Genomic DNA, 17,106 nt, shown 5'->3' with positions numbered 1-17,106 from the left:
AGCCGAACGCTTCTCTCCCCACTGCCGCTTCACGAAGGATCGAACCATGAGACGCCTGGCTACCCTCCTGCTGCCGGTGCTCGCACTCACTGCCTGCGTGGGCCCCGCCTACGGGCCCGGCTCCTACGGCGGACGCTACTCCTCCTCCAACTCCCGCGAGCGCTGGATCGACGACGAGCGCCAGCCCATCGCCGCGCGCATCGTCCCCGACGGCAACTGGTTCGGCGTGGAGCTGAACCGCCCGGCGTACGTGGCCGTGTTCGAGATCCTCCCCGGCCGCGGGGTGGCGATGGTGTACCCGCAGTACGCGGGCGGCGAGTCGTACTTCCCCACGGGGTATTCGTCGCTGCGCACGCCCGGCACCCGGCGCTACGACTGGTACGACCAGAGATACACCTCGCGCTTCGCCAACGACGAGCCCACCTACTACTTCCTGGTGGCGTCGCGCCGGCCGCTGCGCGTCTCGCGCTTCCAGCGCTCGCAGAACGCGCTGCGCAGCGTGCTGGGGTACAACTCGTACACCACGCTGAACTACCGCACGGTGATGAACGACCTGGTGCAGGCCATCGTTCCGAGCCAGCCGGACGACGACTGGACCACCGACGTGTACGCCATCTGGCCCAACGGCGGCCGCAGCCTGTACGCGAACGACGACCGGCGCTTCACCTACGTGCGCTGCCCCGACGGCTACGTGGACCTGGTGCCGGTGGAGCTGGGGCTCTTCGCCTGCCGCGGCATCCACGCGGGCAACGAGGGCCGCCACCGCGGCGCGAACGGCAACAACCCGCCGCCGCCCCCGCCCGCGGACACCTCGACCGTGCACGTCCCCGGCCGGCGCCGCCCCGAGCCCGCGACCCCCGCCGGCGGGAACACGGCCACGAACGGCAACGCCGGCAGGCGCGCGGCGCCCGAGCGCCGTCCCGAGCCGCGGACCGACGCGCCGCGGATGCGCCCGAACGACGACGACAAGCCGCGCGTGGCGCCGCAGAGCAGCGGCAGCGACGAGCAGCCCAGCCGCGCCGAGCCGCGCGCCGAGGAGCCGCGGCGGGCGGAGCCCCGGCACGAGGAGCCGCGCGCGGAGCCCAGGTCGGAGCCGCGGAGCGAGTCGCCGCGGGCGGAGGCCCCGCGCTACGAGCGGCCGTCCGCGCCGCCGCCGCCCCCACCGCCGCCGCCGCCGCCTCCTCCCCCGCCGCCGTCTCCGCCTCCGGCGCCCGCGGCGGAGCCGTCGCGGACCGCCGAGCCGCAGTCGGTGCGCCCCCGCGTCCAGCCGTAACGGCCTGGACGGGAGATGAAGATGAAGCGCCGCACCCGCCGGATCGCCGGCGGGTGCGGCGCTTTTATGCGTTTGCGGTGTAAACCTGTGCGGGAGAATGCGATCCATCCCCCGTCAACCCGATTTCACCGCACGCCCGGCATGCTGAAGGTCATCGAAAACGAAGTGGTCGCCTGCCGCCGGTGCGCGCGGCTGGTGGAGTGGCGCGAGCAGGTGGCGCGCGAGAAGCGGCGCGCGTACCGCAACGAGGAGTACTGGGGGCGGCCGATCCCGGGCTTCGGCGACCCCGCGGCGCGGCTGCTGATCCTGGGGCTGGCCCCGGCGGCGCACGGCGGCAACCGCACCGGCCGCGTGTTCACCGGCGACCGCAGCGGCGACTGGCTGTACGCGGCGCTGCACCGCGCGGGCTTCGCCAACCAGCCCACCAGCACGCACCGCGGCGACGGCCTGGCGGTGACGGACGCGTGGATCACCGCCGCGGTGAAGTGCGCGCCACCCGACAACAAGCCGCTCCCCGACGAGCGCGACGCCTGCTTCCCGTTCGCCGTGGCCGAGCTGGCGGCGCTGCCGAACCTGCGGGCCATCGTCTGCCTGGGGAAGTTCGCGTGGGATGGCGCCCTGCGCCTTCTGCGCGACGCCGGCCACGCGCTCCCCACGCCGCTGCCGAAGTTCGGGCACGCGGCCGAGGCGCGGCTGGCGTCGGGGCTCACGCTCATCGGCTCGTACCACCCCAGCCAGCAGAACACCTTCACCGGCCGCCTGACCGAGCCCATGCTCGACGCCGTCTTCACCGCCGCGCGCCGGGCGATCGACGAGGACGGGGGATGATCAGGGGATCGTTGCGCCGCGCCGGATCCGGTCCGACATTCCGTCACACCGCCTCGCCGCGGACGGCGATCCGGCGCGAACGATCTCTCCCCCCAGACAGGATGGCGAAGATGAAACGGACGCGACTCGACCTCTCCAACCTGCGCGTGCAGTCGTTCGCCACCTCCGCCGTGCTGAGCGACGACGAGGCGCAGGCGGACCACGACTCGTACCGCCAGTGCATCAGCGAGCTCTCCGCCTGCGGCGTGTGCCCGACGGACACCTTCGCGAGCCCGGCCTGATCTTGAAGGCGGAAAGACTCGGAGGATGGCTGAGTAGATAGAAAGGCCCGCGCGCAGCCGGTCACCGGCGACTGAAGTTGCAGCGTTGCAGCAACAACTATGGGAAGCCTCGCAAACTGCGCGAGGCTGATCCGCTCACTCCGCGGCACCGGCGCTCAGGACTGATCTCCTTCCATCCTCCCCGGACGCGCGCAGGCGGACGACTCAGCTCAGGATCAGGTCGGATGGACGTGAAGAGCCGCGGGGGAATCGCTCCTCCGCGGCTCTTCGTCCGTCTGGGGAATCGAATCCCCCTACTCTTCGTCCTCGCCCGTCATCATCCGCCGGTAGCTCTCGTATCGGCCCGCATCCAGCTTGCCCGCCGCGGCGGCGTCCTGGATGGCGCAGCCGGGCTCGTGCACGTGCGTGCAGGTGGGGTAGCGGCAGCCGCCCAGCAGCGCCTCGAACTCGGGGAAGTAGAACTGCAGCTGGTCGCGGTCGATCTCCCACAGCCCCAGCTCGCGCAGGCCCGGAGTGTCGGCCACGTACCCGCCGCACTCCAGCGGGATGAGCTGCGCGGTGACGGTGGTGTGGCGCCCCTTGTTCACCGCCTCGCTGATCTCGGCCACGCGCAGCCCCAGCCCGGGCTGCACCGCGTTCAGCAGGCTGCTCTTTCCCACCCCCGACGGCCCCGCGAGCGCCGACGTGCATCCGCAGATGGCGCCGCGCACGTCCTCGACCCCCACGCCGCGCTTGGCCGCGGTGAAAAGCACGTCGTACCCCGCCGCCACATAGGGGGCGAAGGTGCGCCGCGCCTCGTCCTCGCCCGACACGTCCGTCTTGTTCACCACGATCACGGGGCGGATGTCGGCGTCGGCGGCGATGACCAGGAAGCGGTCCAGCATGCGCAGGTGCGGCGCGGGGTTGGCCGCGGCGAACACGATCAGCACCTGGTCCAGGTTGGCGGCGATGACCTTGGCGCGCGGCGCCTTTCCCGGCGCGCGGCGGGCCAGCACCGTGGAGCGGTCGTGCACGCGCATGATGGCCCACGCGGCGTCGGTTCCCGCCTGCTCGCGGTCCATGTCCACGCGGTCGCCGACCACCACCATGTCGCCCGAGCGGTCGTCGCGCTTCAGCTTGCCGCGCAGCACCGCGTCGCGCAGGCCCTCGGCGGTTTCCACCTCGTACACGCCGCCCTGCTTGCGGAGAACGGTGCCGGTCAGCATGGCGGGAACCCCAGTGCGGACGTGCGTGAGTGCGGGAGTGCGCCGGGTCCGGACGCACTCACGCACTCGCGCACTTCCGCACTTCCGCACTTTGGAGAAAGCGAAGGGCACTCCGCCGCGTGGCGGAGTGCCCTCGTTTCCCTCCCGTCGCGCCCGCTCATGCGGTGGCGAAGGAGGCCAGCGCCTCGCCCATCTCGCCCTCGCGCAGGCGCTTGAGCGCGCGGTCGCGCAGCTGGCGGATGCGCTCGCGGGTCACGCCCAGGATGTCGCCGATCTCCTCGAGCGTGTGCTCGCGCCCGCCCTCCAGCCCGAAGTACAGCTTCAGCACCTTGGCGTCGCGCGGCTGCAGCGTGCCCAGCGCACGCTCCACCCGCTCGGAAAGCAGCCGCTCCTCCACCTCGTCCTCGGTGACGATCGCCTCCTCGGCGATGAAGCGGTCCATCAGCTGGCTGTCGTCGCTGTCGCCGATGGGCGCGTCCAGCCGGATCTCGGCGGCGTTCAGCGTCTGCAGGCTCTCCACGATCTCGGTGGACAGCCCCGTGGCCTCGCTGAGCTCCTGCGGCGTGGGGTCGCGCCGCAGCTCCTGCTTCAGGCGCTCGCGCTCGCGGAAGATCTTGGCCAGGTCGCTGGCGCGGTTCAGGGGCACGCGCACGCTGCGCCCCTGGTTGGCCAGCGCCGACAGGATGGCCTGGCGGATCCACCACACGGCGTAGGAGATGAACTTCACCCCCTGGTCCGGGTCGAACTTCCGCGCGGCCGTCACCAGCCCCACGTTCCCCTCCTGGATCAGGTCCGAGAGGGACACACCGCGGTTCTGGTACTTCTTGGCCACCGAGATCACGAAGCGCAGGTTGGCCCGCGTGAGCTCGTTGACGGCGTCTTCCTCACCCGCGCGCGCGCGGCGGCCCAGCTCGATCTCCTCGGCGGGGGTGAGCAGCTTGTGCGTGCTCACCTCCTTGAGGTACTGGTCGAGACTGCTCTGGTCCTCGTTGGGCGCGCCGAACTCGCCGTCCGGCCGGGTGGCCGTACGCTTGCGCTTGCGTGCCGGGGTGTTCGTGCTCTTGCGCGCTGCCGTAGCCATGTCTTCTGTCGCCTCTCCGCCTTCACGGAGGCCCGCCTGCCGTTGTGGCCGGCGCGGGCCGGAAATGGGGCCGGTTCTGCAAAAGGTCTGCCCGCCGGAAAACAAATCCGCCCGGCGCTGCGGGTGCGGCCGGGCGGGAAACGGTGCGGGACGCGGATTTCCGCGCCTACGCCTGCTCCCGCCCCCTTCCCGTGCCGAAGCACCCCACCCCGCGCATCGCTGCGCGGAGCCGCTCCCGGTCATGGCCGGGGTGTTGCCGGGTGCTTGCCACGGTGAAGCTCATGCTGCCGAAAAGGGGTGAAAAGTCTGCCGCCGGTACGCCCTCGCGGAGCGTGGGGGGCGCACAAGGTAGTGCGCCCTCCGTGCCCCGTCAACGGGAAAGAACGCGCGGGCCGGCCCTCGTTCGCACAGGTGGAATACCGCCGGGCCCGCCCCAGGTTCCCGAAGTTCCTACCGTAGATGACGATTAATCCACCGCAAACGTTTCATCTGCTTCCCGCTCTCCGGAATCGCCCGTCAATTCCCCCGTCCTTGCGGGAAAGGCGAATGAATTCGCGGCAACAACAGCACAAAGTCCCTGCGGGACTGCTCTCCGGCTTTCGCGCAGGTGGCGGAACCGGTGCCGGAAAGGCTCGGCTGCACAGTGCTGGCAATCCGCCCGGATGCTGGAAGCGGAGTCCGCGAAGGCGGCGCGAAGGCGGACTTCGGGCCGTTGTTGCCGCGAATTCATTCGCCTTCCAGAGAGGTTGCGCCCGCGCGCCGGCGCATCGACCTTCTCCATCTTCCCCCCAACCGATCGGAGCACGGCAATGGCGGTACGCGCACCCGACTTCAGGCCCGAGCTGGAGTGGATCAACACCGGCGGGCGGCATCTCACGCTGGCGGACTTCCGCGGGCGCATCCTGGTGCTCGATTTCTGGACCTACGGCTGCATCAATTGTCTTCACATGATCCCCGAGCTGGCCGAGCTGGAGCGGCGCTTTCCCGACGAGGTGATCGTGGCCGGCGTGCACTCGGGGAAGTTCATCAACGAGCGGGTGACGGCCAACATCGCCCGCGCCTGCGAGCGGCTGGGCGTGCATCACCCCGTGCTGAACGACCGGCAGTTCCGCACCTGGCGCGAGTACACGGTGAACGCCTGGCCCACGCTGGCGGTGGTATCTCCCGATGGCTACGTGCTGGGGATGCAGCCCGGCGAGGTGACGGCCGAGCAGCTGACGCCGGTGATCGGCGAGTTCGTGGACGCGCTGCGCAGGGCGGGGAAGATGGGCGGAGCGCCCGCCCCCTTCGTGCCGCAGACGCAGCCGCCAGAGCCGGGGATCCTGCGCTTCCCCGCGAAGGCGCACGCGGCGGCGGACGGGCAGCTGTTCGTGGCCGATACGGGGCACCACCGCGTGCTGCAGGTGGCGCTGGACGGCGGCGGCGCGAGCGGGCGGGTGCTGCGCGCCTACGGCTCGGGGGAGGCGGGGTGGATGGACGGCGATGCGGGCTCCGCCGCCTTCCGCGCGCCGCACGGGCTGGCGCTGGCGGACCGCACCCTCTACGTCGCCGACACCGGCAATCACCTGGTCCGCGCGATCGACCTGAACGGCGAGCGGGTGGCGACGGTGGCGGGCGTGGGCGACCAGGCGCGGCAGCGCTACCAGGGCGGCCCGGCGCTGGACACGCCGCTGAACTCGCCATGGGACCTGCTGTGGAAGGACGGGCGGCTGTATGTGGCGATGGCCGGCCCGCACCAGCTCTGGCGCATCGATCCGGACGCGGGCGCGGCGGAGGTGTTCGCGGGCTCCGGCGCGGAGGAGGTGTACGACGCGGAGCTGCCGCTGGCGGCGCTCGCGCAGCCCAGCGGCATCGCCACGGATGGCAACCGCATCTGGTTCGCCGACGCGGAGTCGTCGGCGATCCGCTACGCCGTGGCGGGGGCGGACGTGCGCACGATCGTGGGCACCGGCCTCTTCGACTTCGGCGACCAGGACGGCACCGGCGACGACGTGCGGCTGCAGCACGCGCAGGGGCTGGCGTGGTGGCCGGGCGAGCGGAAGCTGCTCGTCGCCGACACCTACAACCACCGTGTGAAGACGGTCGATCCGTACACCCGCGAGGCCCGCGCCTTCGCCGGCTCGGGCGAGGCGGGGCTGATGGATGGGGATGGGGAAGCGGCGCGCTTCTGGGAGCCGGGCGGCATCTCCGTGACGCCCGACGGCGCGCGGGCGTACGTGGCCGACACCAACAACCACGCGCTGCGGGTGATCGACCTGGCGACGCGGCAGGTGCGGACGGTGGAGCTGCGGGAGGGGTGATCGGGGGTGGGGTGGCCGGCTTCTCTCTTCCCCTTACCCCGAATGGAATTCGGGGGCAACAACAGCACAAAGTCCCTGCGGGACTGCTGTCATGCATCCGGGCTGATCGCCTGCACCGGTGTTGCATTGGCTCTCCAACAGCGGTGCTGCCGACTCGCCGGGAAGCCGGGGGGCAGTCCCGCAGGGACTTTGTGCTGTTGTTGCCGCGAATTCATTCGCCCGGTGCGAGGGCGGCTGCCGCGACGAAACCTCATGCAGCGCAACGACATAGATCGTACGCGGCCGAACGGCCGGCGAGCGGTTTCACCGTTGATGGAGCGCGGTCATGAGCAAGGCGGAGCGGCAGGAGATCGGGAAGTGCCCGTCGTGCGGTGCCACGATCTGGAGCGACCATCCGTACGCGTGGTGCTCGAAGTGCGGCGAAACGCTCCCCGGGGAGATCGGCGCGCGGCTCCCGTCGGCGCAGGTAAAGCGGGAGGAGGGCACCTCGTTGGTGGTTCAGGGACGCCAGGTGCCTTGCCCCATCTGCGCGCACGACCGGTTCTGGACCCGCAAAACGCTGATGGACACCCGCGGCGCCTCATTCTTCGGGATCGACTGGGCAAACCCGTCCGCCGAGAACTACATCTGCCTCCGCTGCGGCCACGTACTCTGGTTCATGCGGTGATAACCGACCGGGGTGCGTACCGAACCCAAGCCCCGGGCTCCGGGTCCCGAGGCCGCAGTCCCGCAGGGACTTTGTGCTGTTGTTGCAGGGGAATTCCATTCCCCTGATCCTGCCTGGGCTCGGCTTGATCCATCGCAAAGCCCCCCGCCCGAGTGCTTCCGGGCGAGGGGCTTCTTCGCGAAATCCCGATGGAGGATCAGTACTCCAGCATCGCGTACACGTCGTGGTTCTGCAACAGCTTGCGGCCGCCCAGGAAGCCGAGCTCGACGAGGAAGGCGATCGCCGCCACCTGGCCGCCGAGCTGCTCGACCAGGTGCGCGCTGGCGGAGGCGGTGCCGCCGGTGGCCAGCAGGTCGTCGATCAGCAGCACGCGCTCGCCGGATCGGACGCCGTCGACGTGCATCTCCAGCGCGGCGGTGCCGTACTCCAGCGCGTACTCGCGGTGGATCTTCTCGGCGGGGAGCTTGCCCACCTTGCGGATGGGGACGAAGCCCACGCCCAGCTCCAGCGCCAGCGGCGCGCCGAAGATGAAGCCGCGCGACTCGATCCCCGCCACCACGTCGATCCGCGCGTCGCGGTAGCGCTCGGCGAGGTGCGTCACCACCTCGCGCAGCGCGCCGGGCGCGCGCAGCAGCGGCGTCACGTCGCGGAAAAGGATGCCTTCGACGGGAAAGTCGGGTACGTCGCGGATCAGCGTCTTGAGGTGGTCCACGGGTCGGGAGGGGTTGGGGTGGGAAGTCGTAAGTCCTGAGTCCTAAGTCCTAAGTCCTAAGTGGGAGTGATCAGTCCCACTTAGGACTTGGCACTTAGGACTTAGGACTTCTTTTCTCCTCTTATCGTGCCAGCACGCCGCTGTACTTGTCCCAGTCATCCAGCACCATCCCCGCGCCGCGGACCACGCAGGACAGCGGCTCGGAGTCGACGTGGATGGGGAGCTGGGTTTCCTCGGCCAGCAGGAGGTCCAGGCCCTTCAGCAGCGCGCCGCCGCCGGTCATCACGATCCCCTCGTCCACGATATCGGCGGAAAGCTCGGGCGGGGTGATCTCCAGCGCGCGGCGCACGGCGCTGGCGATGGCGTGCACCGGCTCCTGAATGGCCTCGCGGATCTCCTCGCTGTACAGCCGCACCGTCTTGGGGATGCCGCTCACCAGGTCGCGGCCGTTCACGTCCATCTCGCGCTCCTGTCCGGTGGCGCGCGCGGAGCCGATCTGGATCTTGATGCTCTCGGCCGTGGCCTCGCCGATCAGCAGGTTGTAGCTCTTGCGCACGAAGGCCATGATCGCCTCGTCGAACTCCCAGCCGCCCGTGCGGATGGAGGCGTCGGCCACGATGCCGGAGAGGGCGATGACCCCGATCTCCGTGGTCCCCCCGCCGATGTTCACCACCATGCTGCCGCGGGGCGAGACGACGGGAAGGCCCACGCCGATGGCGGCCGCCATGGGCTCGGAGATGAGCCACACCTCCTTGGCGCCCGCGGCCATCACCGCCGCGCGCACCGCCCGCCGCTCCATCTCGGTGATGCCCGAGGGCACGCCGATGACCACGCGCGGCTTGATGCGGAAGATGCGCTTGGGAAGGACGCGGGCCAGGTACTCGCGCAGCATCCGCTCGGCCATGTCCACGTCAGCGATCACGCCGTCGCGCATGGGCTTGACGGCGATGATCCCCTCGGGCGTGCGGCCCAGCATGCGCTTGGCCTCGAGGCCGATGGCGCGCACCTTTCCGGTGCGGCGCTCCACGGCAACCACCGAGGGCTCGTTCAGCACGATGCCCTCGCCCTTCACCTGGATCAGCGTGTTTGCGGTGCCGAGGTCTACCGCGATATCTGGCACGGAGTTGCGCAGTCGTTCCGGTGGAGGTGGCGCGTCCGCTACGGGCCCGGGGCTGGTGCGGATGAACGGCCGGAATCTAACCCGACAGTCGGCGCGCGGACAGGCGCGGAGTAGTCCTGAGTCCCAAGTCCCAAGTCCCAAGTGGTTCGGAACCCGGATCTCGCCCCTGATACCCGGCACTCAGCACTCAGCACTCAGCACTCAGCACTTAGGACTCAGGACTTAGGACTCAGGACTTAGGACTTCTTTTCCCCTTCTCCACGATTGACCTCGCCCCGCCGGGCGTTTAGCCTTCGCAGTGAGGCCCCACCCAACCCGATCGGAGCACGCATGTCGTTCTTCCACCGCGAGACCCAGGGGATCCGCGTCATCGCCCAGCCGTTCTACGTGGCCGAGCACAGCGATCCCGGCGACGAGCGCTACGTGTTCGCCTACCGCATGCGCATCGAGAACGTGGGCGACCAGGCGGCGCAGCTCGTCTGGCGCCACTGGTACATCCACGACTCGGCCAGCGGCGAGAGCGAGGTCGAGGGCGAGGGCGTGGTCGGCGAGCAGCCGCTCATCGGCCCCGGCGACGTGCACGAGTACCAGAGCTTCTGCGTCCTCGAAGGGCCCGAGGGGTCGATGGAGGGCTACTACGAGTTCCGCCGCCCCGACGGCGGTGTCTTCCGCGCCGACATCCCCCGCTTCCTCCTCCGCACCTTCAGCGCCTGATCCGGCATCGAAAGCGAGGTCGGGGGCGATGGGGAGATGGAGATGGTTCCATCTTCATCCCCATCCCCCCGGCGTGTTTTCGGCGGATCGCGAGCGTGATGTGAAACGTCCGGCGCGCGGCGCGGTAGAATCTACATCCTCCGAAGTTCGTCTCCTCCCGAAGTCCGCTCCTCTCCCCCGATGAACAGCATCGCCCGGCTCCCGCGCGTCGCGGCCGTCCTCGCGTGCGCGTCCCTGGCCGCGTGCGGAGATGCGCATCCGCGCGCGCCGAGGCAGGCGCATGCGAGCGCGCCGCCCGCCGCCACGCCTTCCGCTGCTTTGACCCTGTCCGACAGCGCCGCCGCCGTCGTCGAGAGCCCGAACGTGCCGGTGGGCATCCTGCGCGACATGGCGCGCGACTGGGACTGGATCGGCGTGCGGCACGAGGAGTTCGGCATCCGCACCCGCACCGACCTGAACGGCGACGGCAGGGAGGAGGTGGAGATGCTGGGGATGTGCGGGAGCGCCGAGCTGTGCGTGAGCTACTACTATCGCCAGGAGGCAGACGGCGCGTTCACCCGGCTGCTGGCCGCCGAGACGGCGGAGGGCGGGCTGGAGCCGCTGCGCCACCGCACGCACGGCTACCGCGATCTGCGCAGCGAGGCGCCGATGACCGGCACGCAGCGGCCCGTGCCGGTCATCTACCGCTACGACGGCACCGAGTACCAGCCAAACGGGCTGGCCACGGCCATTCCGCACTCGCTTTCCGCGGCGGACCTGAACGGCGACGGGCGGATGGACCTGCTCGTGGGCGGCTACACGGGAACGACCTTCCTGCTCCCCGGCGACGGCCGCGGCGGGTTCGGCGCGCCGTCGTTCACCACCACGCCGCGCTTCACCGACGTGGTCACACTCGCGGACGTGAACCGCGACGGCCGCGCGGACCTGGTCGTGGCCCCCGAATACTCCGCCGTGCGCCTCCACCCGGGCGACGGCCGCGGCGGCTTCGGCGCGGCGAGGGAGCTGGCCGACAGCGCCAACTGGCTGGCGGTGGCCGACATGAACGGCGACGGAGCGCCTGACCTGGTCGCCACGCGCCAGGACCACGGCACGGTGACGGTGATGCTGAACGACGGGCGAGGCGGCTTCCGCGCGGCCCGCGGCTTCTCCGCCGACGCGCGCCTCGGCGCTCTCGCCGTCGCCGACCTGGACGGCGACGGGCGGCAGGACGTGGCCGTCGCGGACGCCGGCGCGCTCGGGCTCGACCACCGCGTCGCCATCCTGCGCGGCGACGGCCGGGGCGGGCTGGGCGCCCGCACTGACGCCGACGCCGGGTTCGCGCCGAGCCAGCTCCACGTCGCCGACGTGGACGGAGACGGGAAGCCGGACGTGGTCGCCTCGGGGCAGGTGCGGAACGTTGCGGTGCTGCTGAACCGCGGCGGGAGCTTCGCGGTGAGGCAGGTGCCCGTGGAACTGTGGGTGGACGCGTCGGCGGTGGGCGACGTGAACGGTGACGGGCGCCCCGACCTGGTGGCCGCCACCAGCCGCTACCGCGACGTGCTGGTGGTGCTGCTGGGCACCGGCGGCGGGCGCTTCCGCCGCAGCGCACGCCTCCCGGTGGGGCGCTGGCCCGCCGCGCTGGCCATCGCGGACGTGAACGGAGACGGGAAGCCGGACATCGCGGTCGCCAACGAGGATTCCGACGACATCGCCCTGCTGATGGGGCGCGGCGACGGCACCTTCGGCCGCGGCGCCGTGGTCCGGCTGAGGCGGCCCTTCCACTGACCAGGACCCAAATCTCCCGAATCTCGCTAAGCGGCCACTTGACTTAAACTTGGAATGGCAGTAAGTTAGATGCGTTCGGCATGGCAGAGAGTTTCATGTTTGAGCCGATATCATTGAAGCCGGGGGCTGATCCTGCAGCGGACGTGGAGTCCTTCGACGGACATCGCGGAAGACTGCGGGGATGTCACCCAACGATACTCACGTATCAGGCTTCAAACCTTGCTCTCTGTTATGTCGGCACACGCGTCGCGGGGTGGAGCAGCCTGGTAGCTCGTCGGGCTCATAACCCGAAGGTCGCGGGTTCGAATCCCGCCCCCGCTATGGCCGAAAGCGCCTCCGGATCTCACGATCCGGAGGCGCTTCGTGTTTCCGCCGCCTCCGCCTGACCCTCGCTCGCCGTCGTCGGCGAGGACGGGGCACGGGGGAGGATGAGGGTGAAGACGGAGCCCTCGCCCTCGCGGCTCTCGGCGTCGAGCTCGCCGCCCATCGCCCGGGCCAGGTCGCGGCTGATGGAGAGCCCCAGCCCCGTGCCCTCGCTGGTGCGCGTGTACCCCGCGTTCACCTGCACGAAGGGCTCGAAGATGGTGCCCAGCTTGTCGGCGGGGATGCCGATCCCCGTGTCGGCCACACGCACCCGCACCGCGTCGCCGTCCGCCTCGCCCGACAGCGTGATGCACCCGCCCTCGGGGGTGAACTTCACCGCGTTGGAGAGCAGGTTCAGCACGATCTGCCGCAGCTTCTCGGCGTCGGCGCGCACCTCCACCGCCGCATCGCAGCGCCGGTACTCGTACGACTGCCCGCGCGCCCGGACCTGCGGCGCGATCAGCTCCTCCACCCCCTCCAGCAGCTCGCCCACCGCCACGTCGCGCACGTCGAAGTGCACGTGCCCGGTTTCGATGCGCGCGAAGTTCAGCACGTCGTTGATCAGCCCCAGCAGGTGCGTCTGGCTGCGGCGGATGCGCTGCAGGTCGGCGTGCTGCGCCTCGGTCAGGGGGCCGCGGATCTCCAACTCCAGCAGGTCCACGTACCCGGCGATGGCATTCAGCGGCGTGCGCAGCTCGTGGCTCATGGTGGTCAGGAACTCGAACTTGGCGCGGTTGGCCGCCTCGGCTTCGGCGCGGGCGGTGCGCTCGGCCTCGTACAGCCGCGCCCGCTCCAGCGCCAGCGCGCCCTGCCGCGCCACCGCCAGCAGGTAGTCGCGCGTCTCGCCGTCGAACGCCCGCGCCTCGGCGAAGTTCAGCACCAGCCCGCCCACCGCGCGCCCCTCCACCCACATCGGCACCACCGCCCACGCGCCGTAGCGCGAGCGCTGGCCGCGGTCGGGGATGCCGGGGTACAGCCGCTCCAGCGCCTCGCGGCTCTCCAGGCACAGGATCTCGCCGGTGCGCACCGCGTCGGCCAGGGGGATGTTGAGGTCCAGGGGAACGCTGCGGAACTCGTCCATCACGTCGGCCGCGTGGCCGGTGGCCCACACCAGCTCCACCCGGTCGCTCGCCGGCTTCAGCTGGCTGATCCACCCGGCGGCCGCGCCGAGCGCGCGCATGCTCTCGCCCAGCGCGGCCTGCGCCACCTCCTCCATCGTCCGCGCGGTGGCCAGCCCGGCGGTGACGGCCTGCAGCCGCGCGATCTGCCCCGCCGCCCGCTCGGCCTGGCGGCGGGCCTCGTGCTCGGCCTGGTGAAGGCGCGCGTTCTCCAGCGCGGTGGCGGCGCGGCGCGCCAGCTCCTCGGCCAGCGCGCGGTCGGCCGGGCCGTAGCGCCGCGCCGCGTCTGCCGACGCCAGCACGATGGCCCCACGCGCGGCGCCGTCCAGCACGAGGGGGACGATAACGAGGGAGACGGGGGCGAGCTCCGCCAGCAGCTCGTCGTAGCGCGGATGGGCCACCTGCCCGCGCAGCACCTCGGCGGCGTGGTCCTCCACCAGCACCGAGCGCCCCGAGCGGACCGCGCCGCCGATGGTGGTCTCGCCGCCGGCTGCGGCGCGCACGGCCAGCAGCTCGCGCACCCGCGGCGCCCGCGCGGGGTCGGCGTGCGCCACCTCGGCCTGCGGGCCGCCGTCGCCGGCCAGCACCACGGCGCACCAGTCGGCCAGCCGCGGCACCACCAGCCGCGACAGGCTGGCCAGCACCGTGGGGTAGTCCAGCGACTGCGCCAGCACGCGGCTGGCCTCGGCCAGGAAGCGCATGGACTCCTCGGCGCGGCGGCGGTCGGTCACGTCGGTGACCATCGCCAGCGTTCCCGCCTCTTCCGCCTGGCCGCCGGAAACGGTGCTGAGCGACACCAGCGCCCACAGGTCCGAGCCGTCGGCGCGCACCAGCCGCACGTCGTGGCGCTCGCGCGCGCCGTCCATGCGGCGGGCCAGGTGCGCGGCCACCTCGGCGCGGGCATCCGGATGCACGAACGCGGTCAGCGGCCGGCCCGCGATCTCCGCCGCCGGGCGGCCGAGCAGCGCCGTCATCCGCTCGTTCACGTAGGTGGTGCGCCCCTCCGCGTCCAGCAGCCAGATCCCCTCCTCGGCCGTCTCGATCAGCCGCCGGTAGCGCGCCTCGCCGGCCCGCAGCGCGGCTTCCGTCCGCTTCCGCTCGGTCACGTCGCGGGCGATGGTGCTGGCCCCCGTCACCCGCCCCGCCGCGTCGTGCAGGGGGGAGATGGCGAGCAGGACGTCGATCGGCGTTCCGTCGCGCCGCACCCGCACCGTTTCGAACGACGGCAGCCGCTCGCCCGCGGCGATCCACCGCAGGATGTCCGGGATCTCGTCGGGGCGGTCGGGCGGGGCAAGGAGGGCGACGCTGCGTCCCACCATCTCCCCGGCCGTGTAGCCGTAGAGCCGCTCGGCGCCGCGGTTCCAGGTCAGCACGGTGCCGTCGAGCGACTTGGAGAAGATGGCGTCCTCGCTGGACTCCACGATGGCCGCCAGCCGCGCCCGCTCTTCCTGCGCCTGCCGCTGCCCGGTGACGTCCTCGAAGAACATCGAGATCCCGCCGTCCCACGGCGCCACGTGCAGGCTGAACCAGCCGCCCAGCGCCCGCGAGTGGAACTCCAGGTGCTCCGGCCGCCGCTCGCGGGCCACGCGGTGGAGCACCTCCCACGAGGGGCTCTGCTCGATCTCGGGAAACGCCTCGTTCACCACGCGCCCCAGGAAGGCCGCGCGCGGGGTGCGCATCATCTCCTCGGCGCGCCGGTTGGCCCAGGTGCAGCGCCACTCGGCGTCCACCGCGAGGAAGGCCTCGCCGATCCCCTCCAGGATGGCCTCCAGCCGCCAGCGGCCGGCCTCGGCCTCGGCGCGGGCGGCCTGCTCGGCGGCCAGGCGGCGCGCGGTTTCCTCGGCCTGGCGCGCGCCGGTCACGTCCTGCCCCGTGCCCGCCATCCGCACCACGCGCCCCCGGCCGTCCGTCTCCGCGCGGCCGCGGGCGTGGAGCATCCGCGCCTCGCCGTCGGAAAGGACGATGCGGTGGTCCAGCTCGAAGGGCTCCCCCGTCTCCACGCTCCGCTCCACCGCGGCGCGGACGCGGCCGCGGTCGCCGGGGTGCACGCGCTCCAGGAAGGTGCCCAGCGTCACCCGCACCTCGCCGGGGCGGAAGCCGTACACGCGGTACATCTCGTCGGACCACCAGACGTGGTCGCGCTCCACCTCCCACTCCCAGCTTCCCACGTGCGCCAGCGCCTGGGCCTCGGCCAGGCTGCGCGCGGCGCTCTCTTCCAGGCGGCGGTTGGCCTCGGCCAGCTCCTCGGCCAGCACCTGCGCCTCCTCGGTCTGCGCCTCGAGCTCGGCCGCCTGCGACTCGAGCTCCACCGCCTGCTCCTCCAGCCGCAGCGCGTGCTCGCCGCTCTCGCGCGCCGCCTCCACGGCGCGGCGGCGGGCGGCGTCCAGCGACTCGCGCATGGTGCCGATCAGCACCGCCAGGCTGGCGAACAGCGCCAGCCGCAGCAGCGTGACCGGCGCGGTGCTCCACGCGAACGGGGCGTCCAGGAAGAACCAGTTCACCAGCGGGAGGGCGAGCACCGTGACCAGCAGCGCCGGCCCCCGCCCGCCGAACCACGCCGTGAGGATGACCGCGGCGAAGAAGAAGATGAAGACGTTGGGGGCGATGAACTGCCTGAGCGACAGCGACACGGCCAGCGCCACCGCGGTCCCCGCCAGCGCGGCGCCGTAGCGCACCCGGGCCGGGCGTTCGCGCGCCCCGGCGGCGCCGGGATCGAACGGAGAAGAAGGGCGATCGGGTACGGGTGCCGCCATGTTTCCTTCCGGTGGGCAGCGCGGGCGGGGCGGAGAATCGACAATCATAGGATCATCCCCCGCGCTTCACCAGCATCCGCCCGGCCCTTCCGCGCCTGCGCCGGCGAGACGTCTCCCTCTCGCCTCCGGACCGCCTCCGCATCGCCCCCGCCATCCCGGAAGCGGCGGGGGATTCGTGGCCGGAGCGGGGAGCGGCTTTCCGCGCGCCGCATCGCCCGCCATCTTCCCCGCCCGTCGTTCAGGCGGTGATTTCGATGGAGATCGAGAACCGAAGAGGAGCGAGATGGCGGAGAGGATGATCCGGCCGGTGGAGATCTACCTGAAGTCGGCGCCGCCGGACCCGGCGGTGCCGCGGCCGGTGCGGCTGAGCCAGGTGACGTTCGCGGACCTGGCCGAGCCGCAGAGCCAGAACGTGGCGGGCACGCTGTTCGGCGGCGTGCTGCTGGGCTTCATCGACCGCGCGGCGGCGTTCTGCGCCATGAAGCACGCGGGGCGGCCGGTGGTGACCAAGAGCTTCGACAGCGTGGAGTTCAACGAGCCCATCTACATCGGCGAGCTGGTGGTGGCGCACGCGTCGGTGAACTTCGCGGGCACCACCAGCATGGAGGTGGGGGTGAAGGTGCTGGCGCAGAACCCCGTGACCGGCGAGGAGCGCCACACCAACACCTGCTACGCCACCTTCGTGGCCCTGGACGGGAACGGCCGCCCCGCCCGCGTCCCGCCCGTGCTGGCCGAGACGGACGAGGAGAAGCGCCGCTACCAGGCCGGCGAGCAGCGCCGCGCCGAGCGCCTCGCCCGGCGCAGGCGGTAGATCAAAGGAAGAGAGTCACGCGGAGGAAGCGGAGGAACGGAGGCGTTCTCCGTTTCCTCCGTTCGATCCGGCGCCATGATATATGAGTGAAAGCAGCCCCACACCGGCAACGGCCA

At 71.6% G+C, this 17,106-nt stretch carries 13 protein-coding genes and 1 tRNA gene; 9 read left to right on the top strand and 5 right to left on the bottom strand.

Features of this window, described 5'->3' with window-relative positions; translation table 11 throughout:
- Positions 1-46: 46 nt before the first annotated feature.
- From VLK66_RS08735 to VLK66_RS08725, 3 genes are all read left to right on the top strand, one after another.
- The gene (locus VLK66_RS08735) at positions 47-1,273 is read left to right on the top strand and encodes a hypothetical protein (protein ID WP_325309010.1); all 1,227 of its coding nucleotides are present in this window, start codon (positions 47-49) and stop codon (positions 1,271-1,273) included.
- Between the two features lie 141 nt (positions 1,274-1,414).
- Positions 1,415-2,101, top strand: coding sequence for a uracil-DNA glycosylase (locus tag VLK66_RS08730; protein ID WP_325309009.1), 687 nt, complete (start codon positions 1,415-1,417; stop codon positions 2,099-2,101).
- A gap of 110 nt (positions 2,102-2,211) precedes the next feature.
- Positions 2,212-2,382 (top strand): hypothetical protein, encoded by a 171-nt coding sequence (locus tag VLK66_RS08725; protein ID WP_325309008.1) that lies wholly within the window; start codon positions 2,212-2,214, stop codon positions 2,380-2,382.
- A 293-nt stretch (positions 2,383-2,675) separates the two neighbouring features.
- On the opposite strand, the gene rsgA is transcribed toward VLK66_RS08725, so the two are convergent.
- Positions 2,676-3,587 (bottom strand): ribosome small subunit-dependent GTPase A, encoded by a 912-nt coding sequence (gene rsgA / locus VLK66_RS08720; RefSeq protein ID WP_325309007.1) that lies wholly within the window; start codon positions 3,585-3,587, stop codon positions 2,676-2,678.
- A 157-nt stretch (positions 3,588-3,744) separates the two neighbouring features.
- Complete coding sequence (locus VLK66_RS08715) at positions 3,745-4,668, bottom strand: RNA polymerase sigma factor RpoD/SigA (RefSeq protein ID WP_325309006.1); 924 nt, start codon at positions 4,666-4,668, stop codon at positions 3,745-3,747.
- An 809-nt stretch (positions 4,669-5,477) separates the two neighbouring features.
- Between VLK66_RS08715 and VLK66_RS08710 the strand changes: the two genes are divergently transcribed.
- Both VLK66_RS08710 and VLK66_RS08705 read left to right on the top strand, forming a co-directional pair.
- Entirely contained in the window at positions 5,478-6,968 is a 1,491-nt protein-coding gene (locus tag VLK66_RS08710; RefSeq protein ID WP_325309005.1) for a thioredoxin-like domain-containing protein, read from the top strand.
- A gap of 325 nt (positions 6,969-7,293) precedes the next feature.
- Positions 7,294-7,635, top strand: coding sequence for a hypothetical protein (locus tag VLK66_RS08705; RefSeq protein WP_325309004.1), 342 nt, complete (start codon positions 7,294-7,296; stop codon positions 7,633-7,635).
- Positions 7,636-7,831: 196 nt separating this feature from the next.
- Here VLK66_RS08705 and VLK66_RS08700 read toward each other — a convergent pair whose 3' ends face one another.
- Complete coding sequence (locus VLK66_RS08700) at positions 7,832-8,347, bottom strand: adenine phosphoribosyltransferase (protein WP_325309003.1); 516 nt, start codon at positions 8,345-8,347, stop codon at positions 7,832-7,834.
- 121 nt (positions 8,348-8,468) lie between these two features.
- Positions 8,469-9,467 (bottom strand): rod shape-determining protein, encoded by a 999-nt coding sequence (locus VLK66_RS08695; RefSeq protein ID WP_325309002.1) that lies wholly within the window; start codon positions 9,465-9,467, stop codon positions 8,469-8,471.
- 330 nt (positions 9,468-9,797) lie between these two features.
- Between VLK66_RS08695 and apaG the strand changes: the two genes are divergently transcribed.
- From apaG to VLK66_RS08680, 3 genes are all read left to right on the top strand, one after another.
- On the top strand, positions 9,798-10,181 hold the full coding sequence (gene apaG, locus VLK66_RS08690; protein WP_325309001.1) for a Co2+/Mg2+ efflux protein ApaG: 384 nt from the start codon (positions 9,798-9,800) through the stop codon (positions 10,179-10,181).
- Between the two features lie 318 nt (positions 10,182-10,499).
- Positions 10,500-11,945: a VCBS repeat-containing protein gene (locus VLK66_RS08685; protein ID WP_325309000.1), complete on the top strand. Its 1,446-nt coding sequence runs from the start codon at positions 10,500-10,502 to the stop codon at positions 11,943-11,945.
- Between the two features lie 247 nt (positions 11,946-12,192).
- Positions 12,193-12,266, top strand: a tRNA-Met gene (locus VLK66_RS08680).
- A gap of 22 nt (positions 12,267-12,288) precedes the next feature.
- On the opposite strand, the gene VLK66_RS08675 is transcribed toward VLK66_RS08680, so the two are convergent.
- Positions 12,289-16,179, bottom strand: coding sequence for a PAS domain S-box protein (locus VLK66_RS08675; protein WP_325308999.1), 3,891 nt, complete (start codon positions 16,177-16,179; stop codon positions 12,289-12,291).
- Between the two features lie 283 nt (positions 16,180-16,462).
- Between VLK66_RS08675 and VLK66_RS08670 the strand changes: the two genes are divergently transcribed.
- Positions 16,463-16,990, top strand: coding sequence for an acyl-CoA thioesterase (locus VLK66_RS08670; protein ID WP_325308998.1), 528 nt, complete (start codon positions 16,463-16,465; stop codon positions 16,988-16,990).
- The last annotated feature ends 116 nt before the right edge of the window (positions 16,991-17,106 follow it).

The sequence above is a fragment of the Longimicrobium sp. genome, from assembly GCF_035474595.1.
Classification (GTDB): Bacteria; Gemmatimonadota; Gemmatimonadetes; order Longimicrobiales; family Longimicrobiaceae; genus Longimicrobium.
This window is presented reverse-complemented; position numbering and strand designations above follow the sequence as displayed.

Bases quoted from the DNA above. Each gene is read 5' to 3' on its own strand.
- VLK66_RS08735 (WP_325309010.1), top strand. From the start codon at position 47: ATGAGACGCCTGGCTACCCTCCTGCTGCCGGTGCTCGCACTCACTGCC.
- VLK66_RS08730 (WP_325309009.1), top strand. From the start codon at position 1,415: ATGCTGAAGGTCATCGAAAACGAAGTGGTCGCCTGCCGCCGGTGCGCG.
- VLK66_RS08725 (WP_325309008.1), top strand. From the start codon at position 2,212: ATGAAACGGACGCGACTCGACCTCTCCAACCTGCGCGTGCAGTCGTTC.
- rsgA (WP_325309007.1), bottom strand. From the start codon at position 3,587: ATGCTGACCGGCACCGTTCTCCGCAAGCAGGGCGGCGTGTACGAGGTG.
- VLK66_RS08715 (WP_325309006.1), bottom strand. From the start codon at position 4,668: ATGGCTACGGCAGCGCGCAAGAGCACGAACACCCCGGCACGCAAGCGC.
- VLK66_RS08710 (WP_325309005.1), top strand. From the start codon at position 5,478: ATGGCGGTACGCGCACCCGACTTCAGGCCCGAGCTGGAGTGGATCAAC.
- VLK66_RS08705 (WP_325309004.1), top strand. From the start codon at position 7,294: ATGAGCAAGGCGGAGCGGCAGGAGATCGGGAAGTGCCCGTCGTGCGGT.
- apaG (WP_325309001.1), top strand. From the start codon at position 9,798: ATGTCGTTCTTCCACCGCGAGACCCAGGGGATCCGCGTCATCGCCCAG.
- VLK66_RS08675 (WP_325308999.1), bottom strand. From the start codon at position 16,179: ATGGCGGCACCCGTACCCGATCGCCCTTCTTCTCCGTTCGATCCCGGC.
- VLK66_RS08670 (WP_325308998.1), top strand. From the start codon at position 16,463: ATGGCGGAGAGGATGATCCGGCCGGTGGAGATCTACCTGAAGTCGGCG.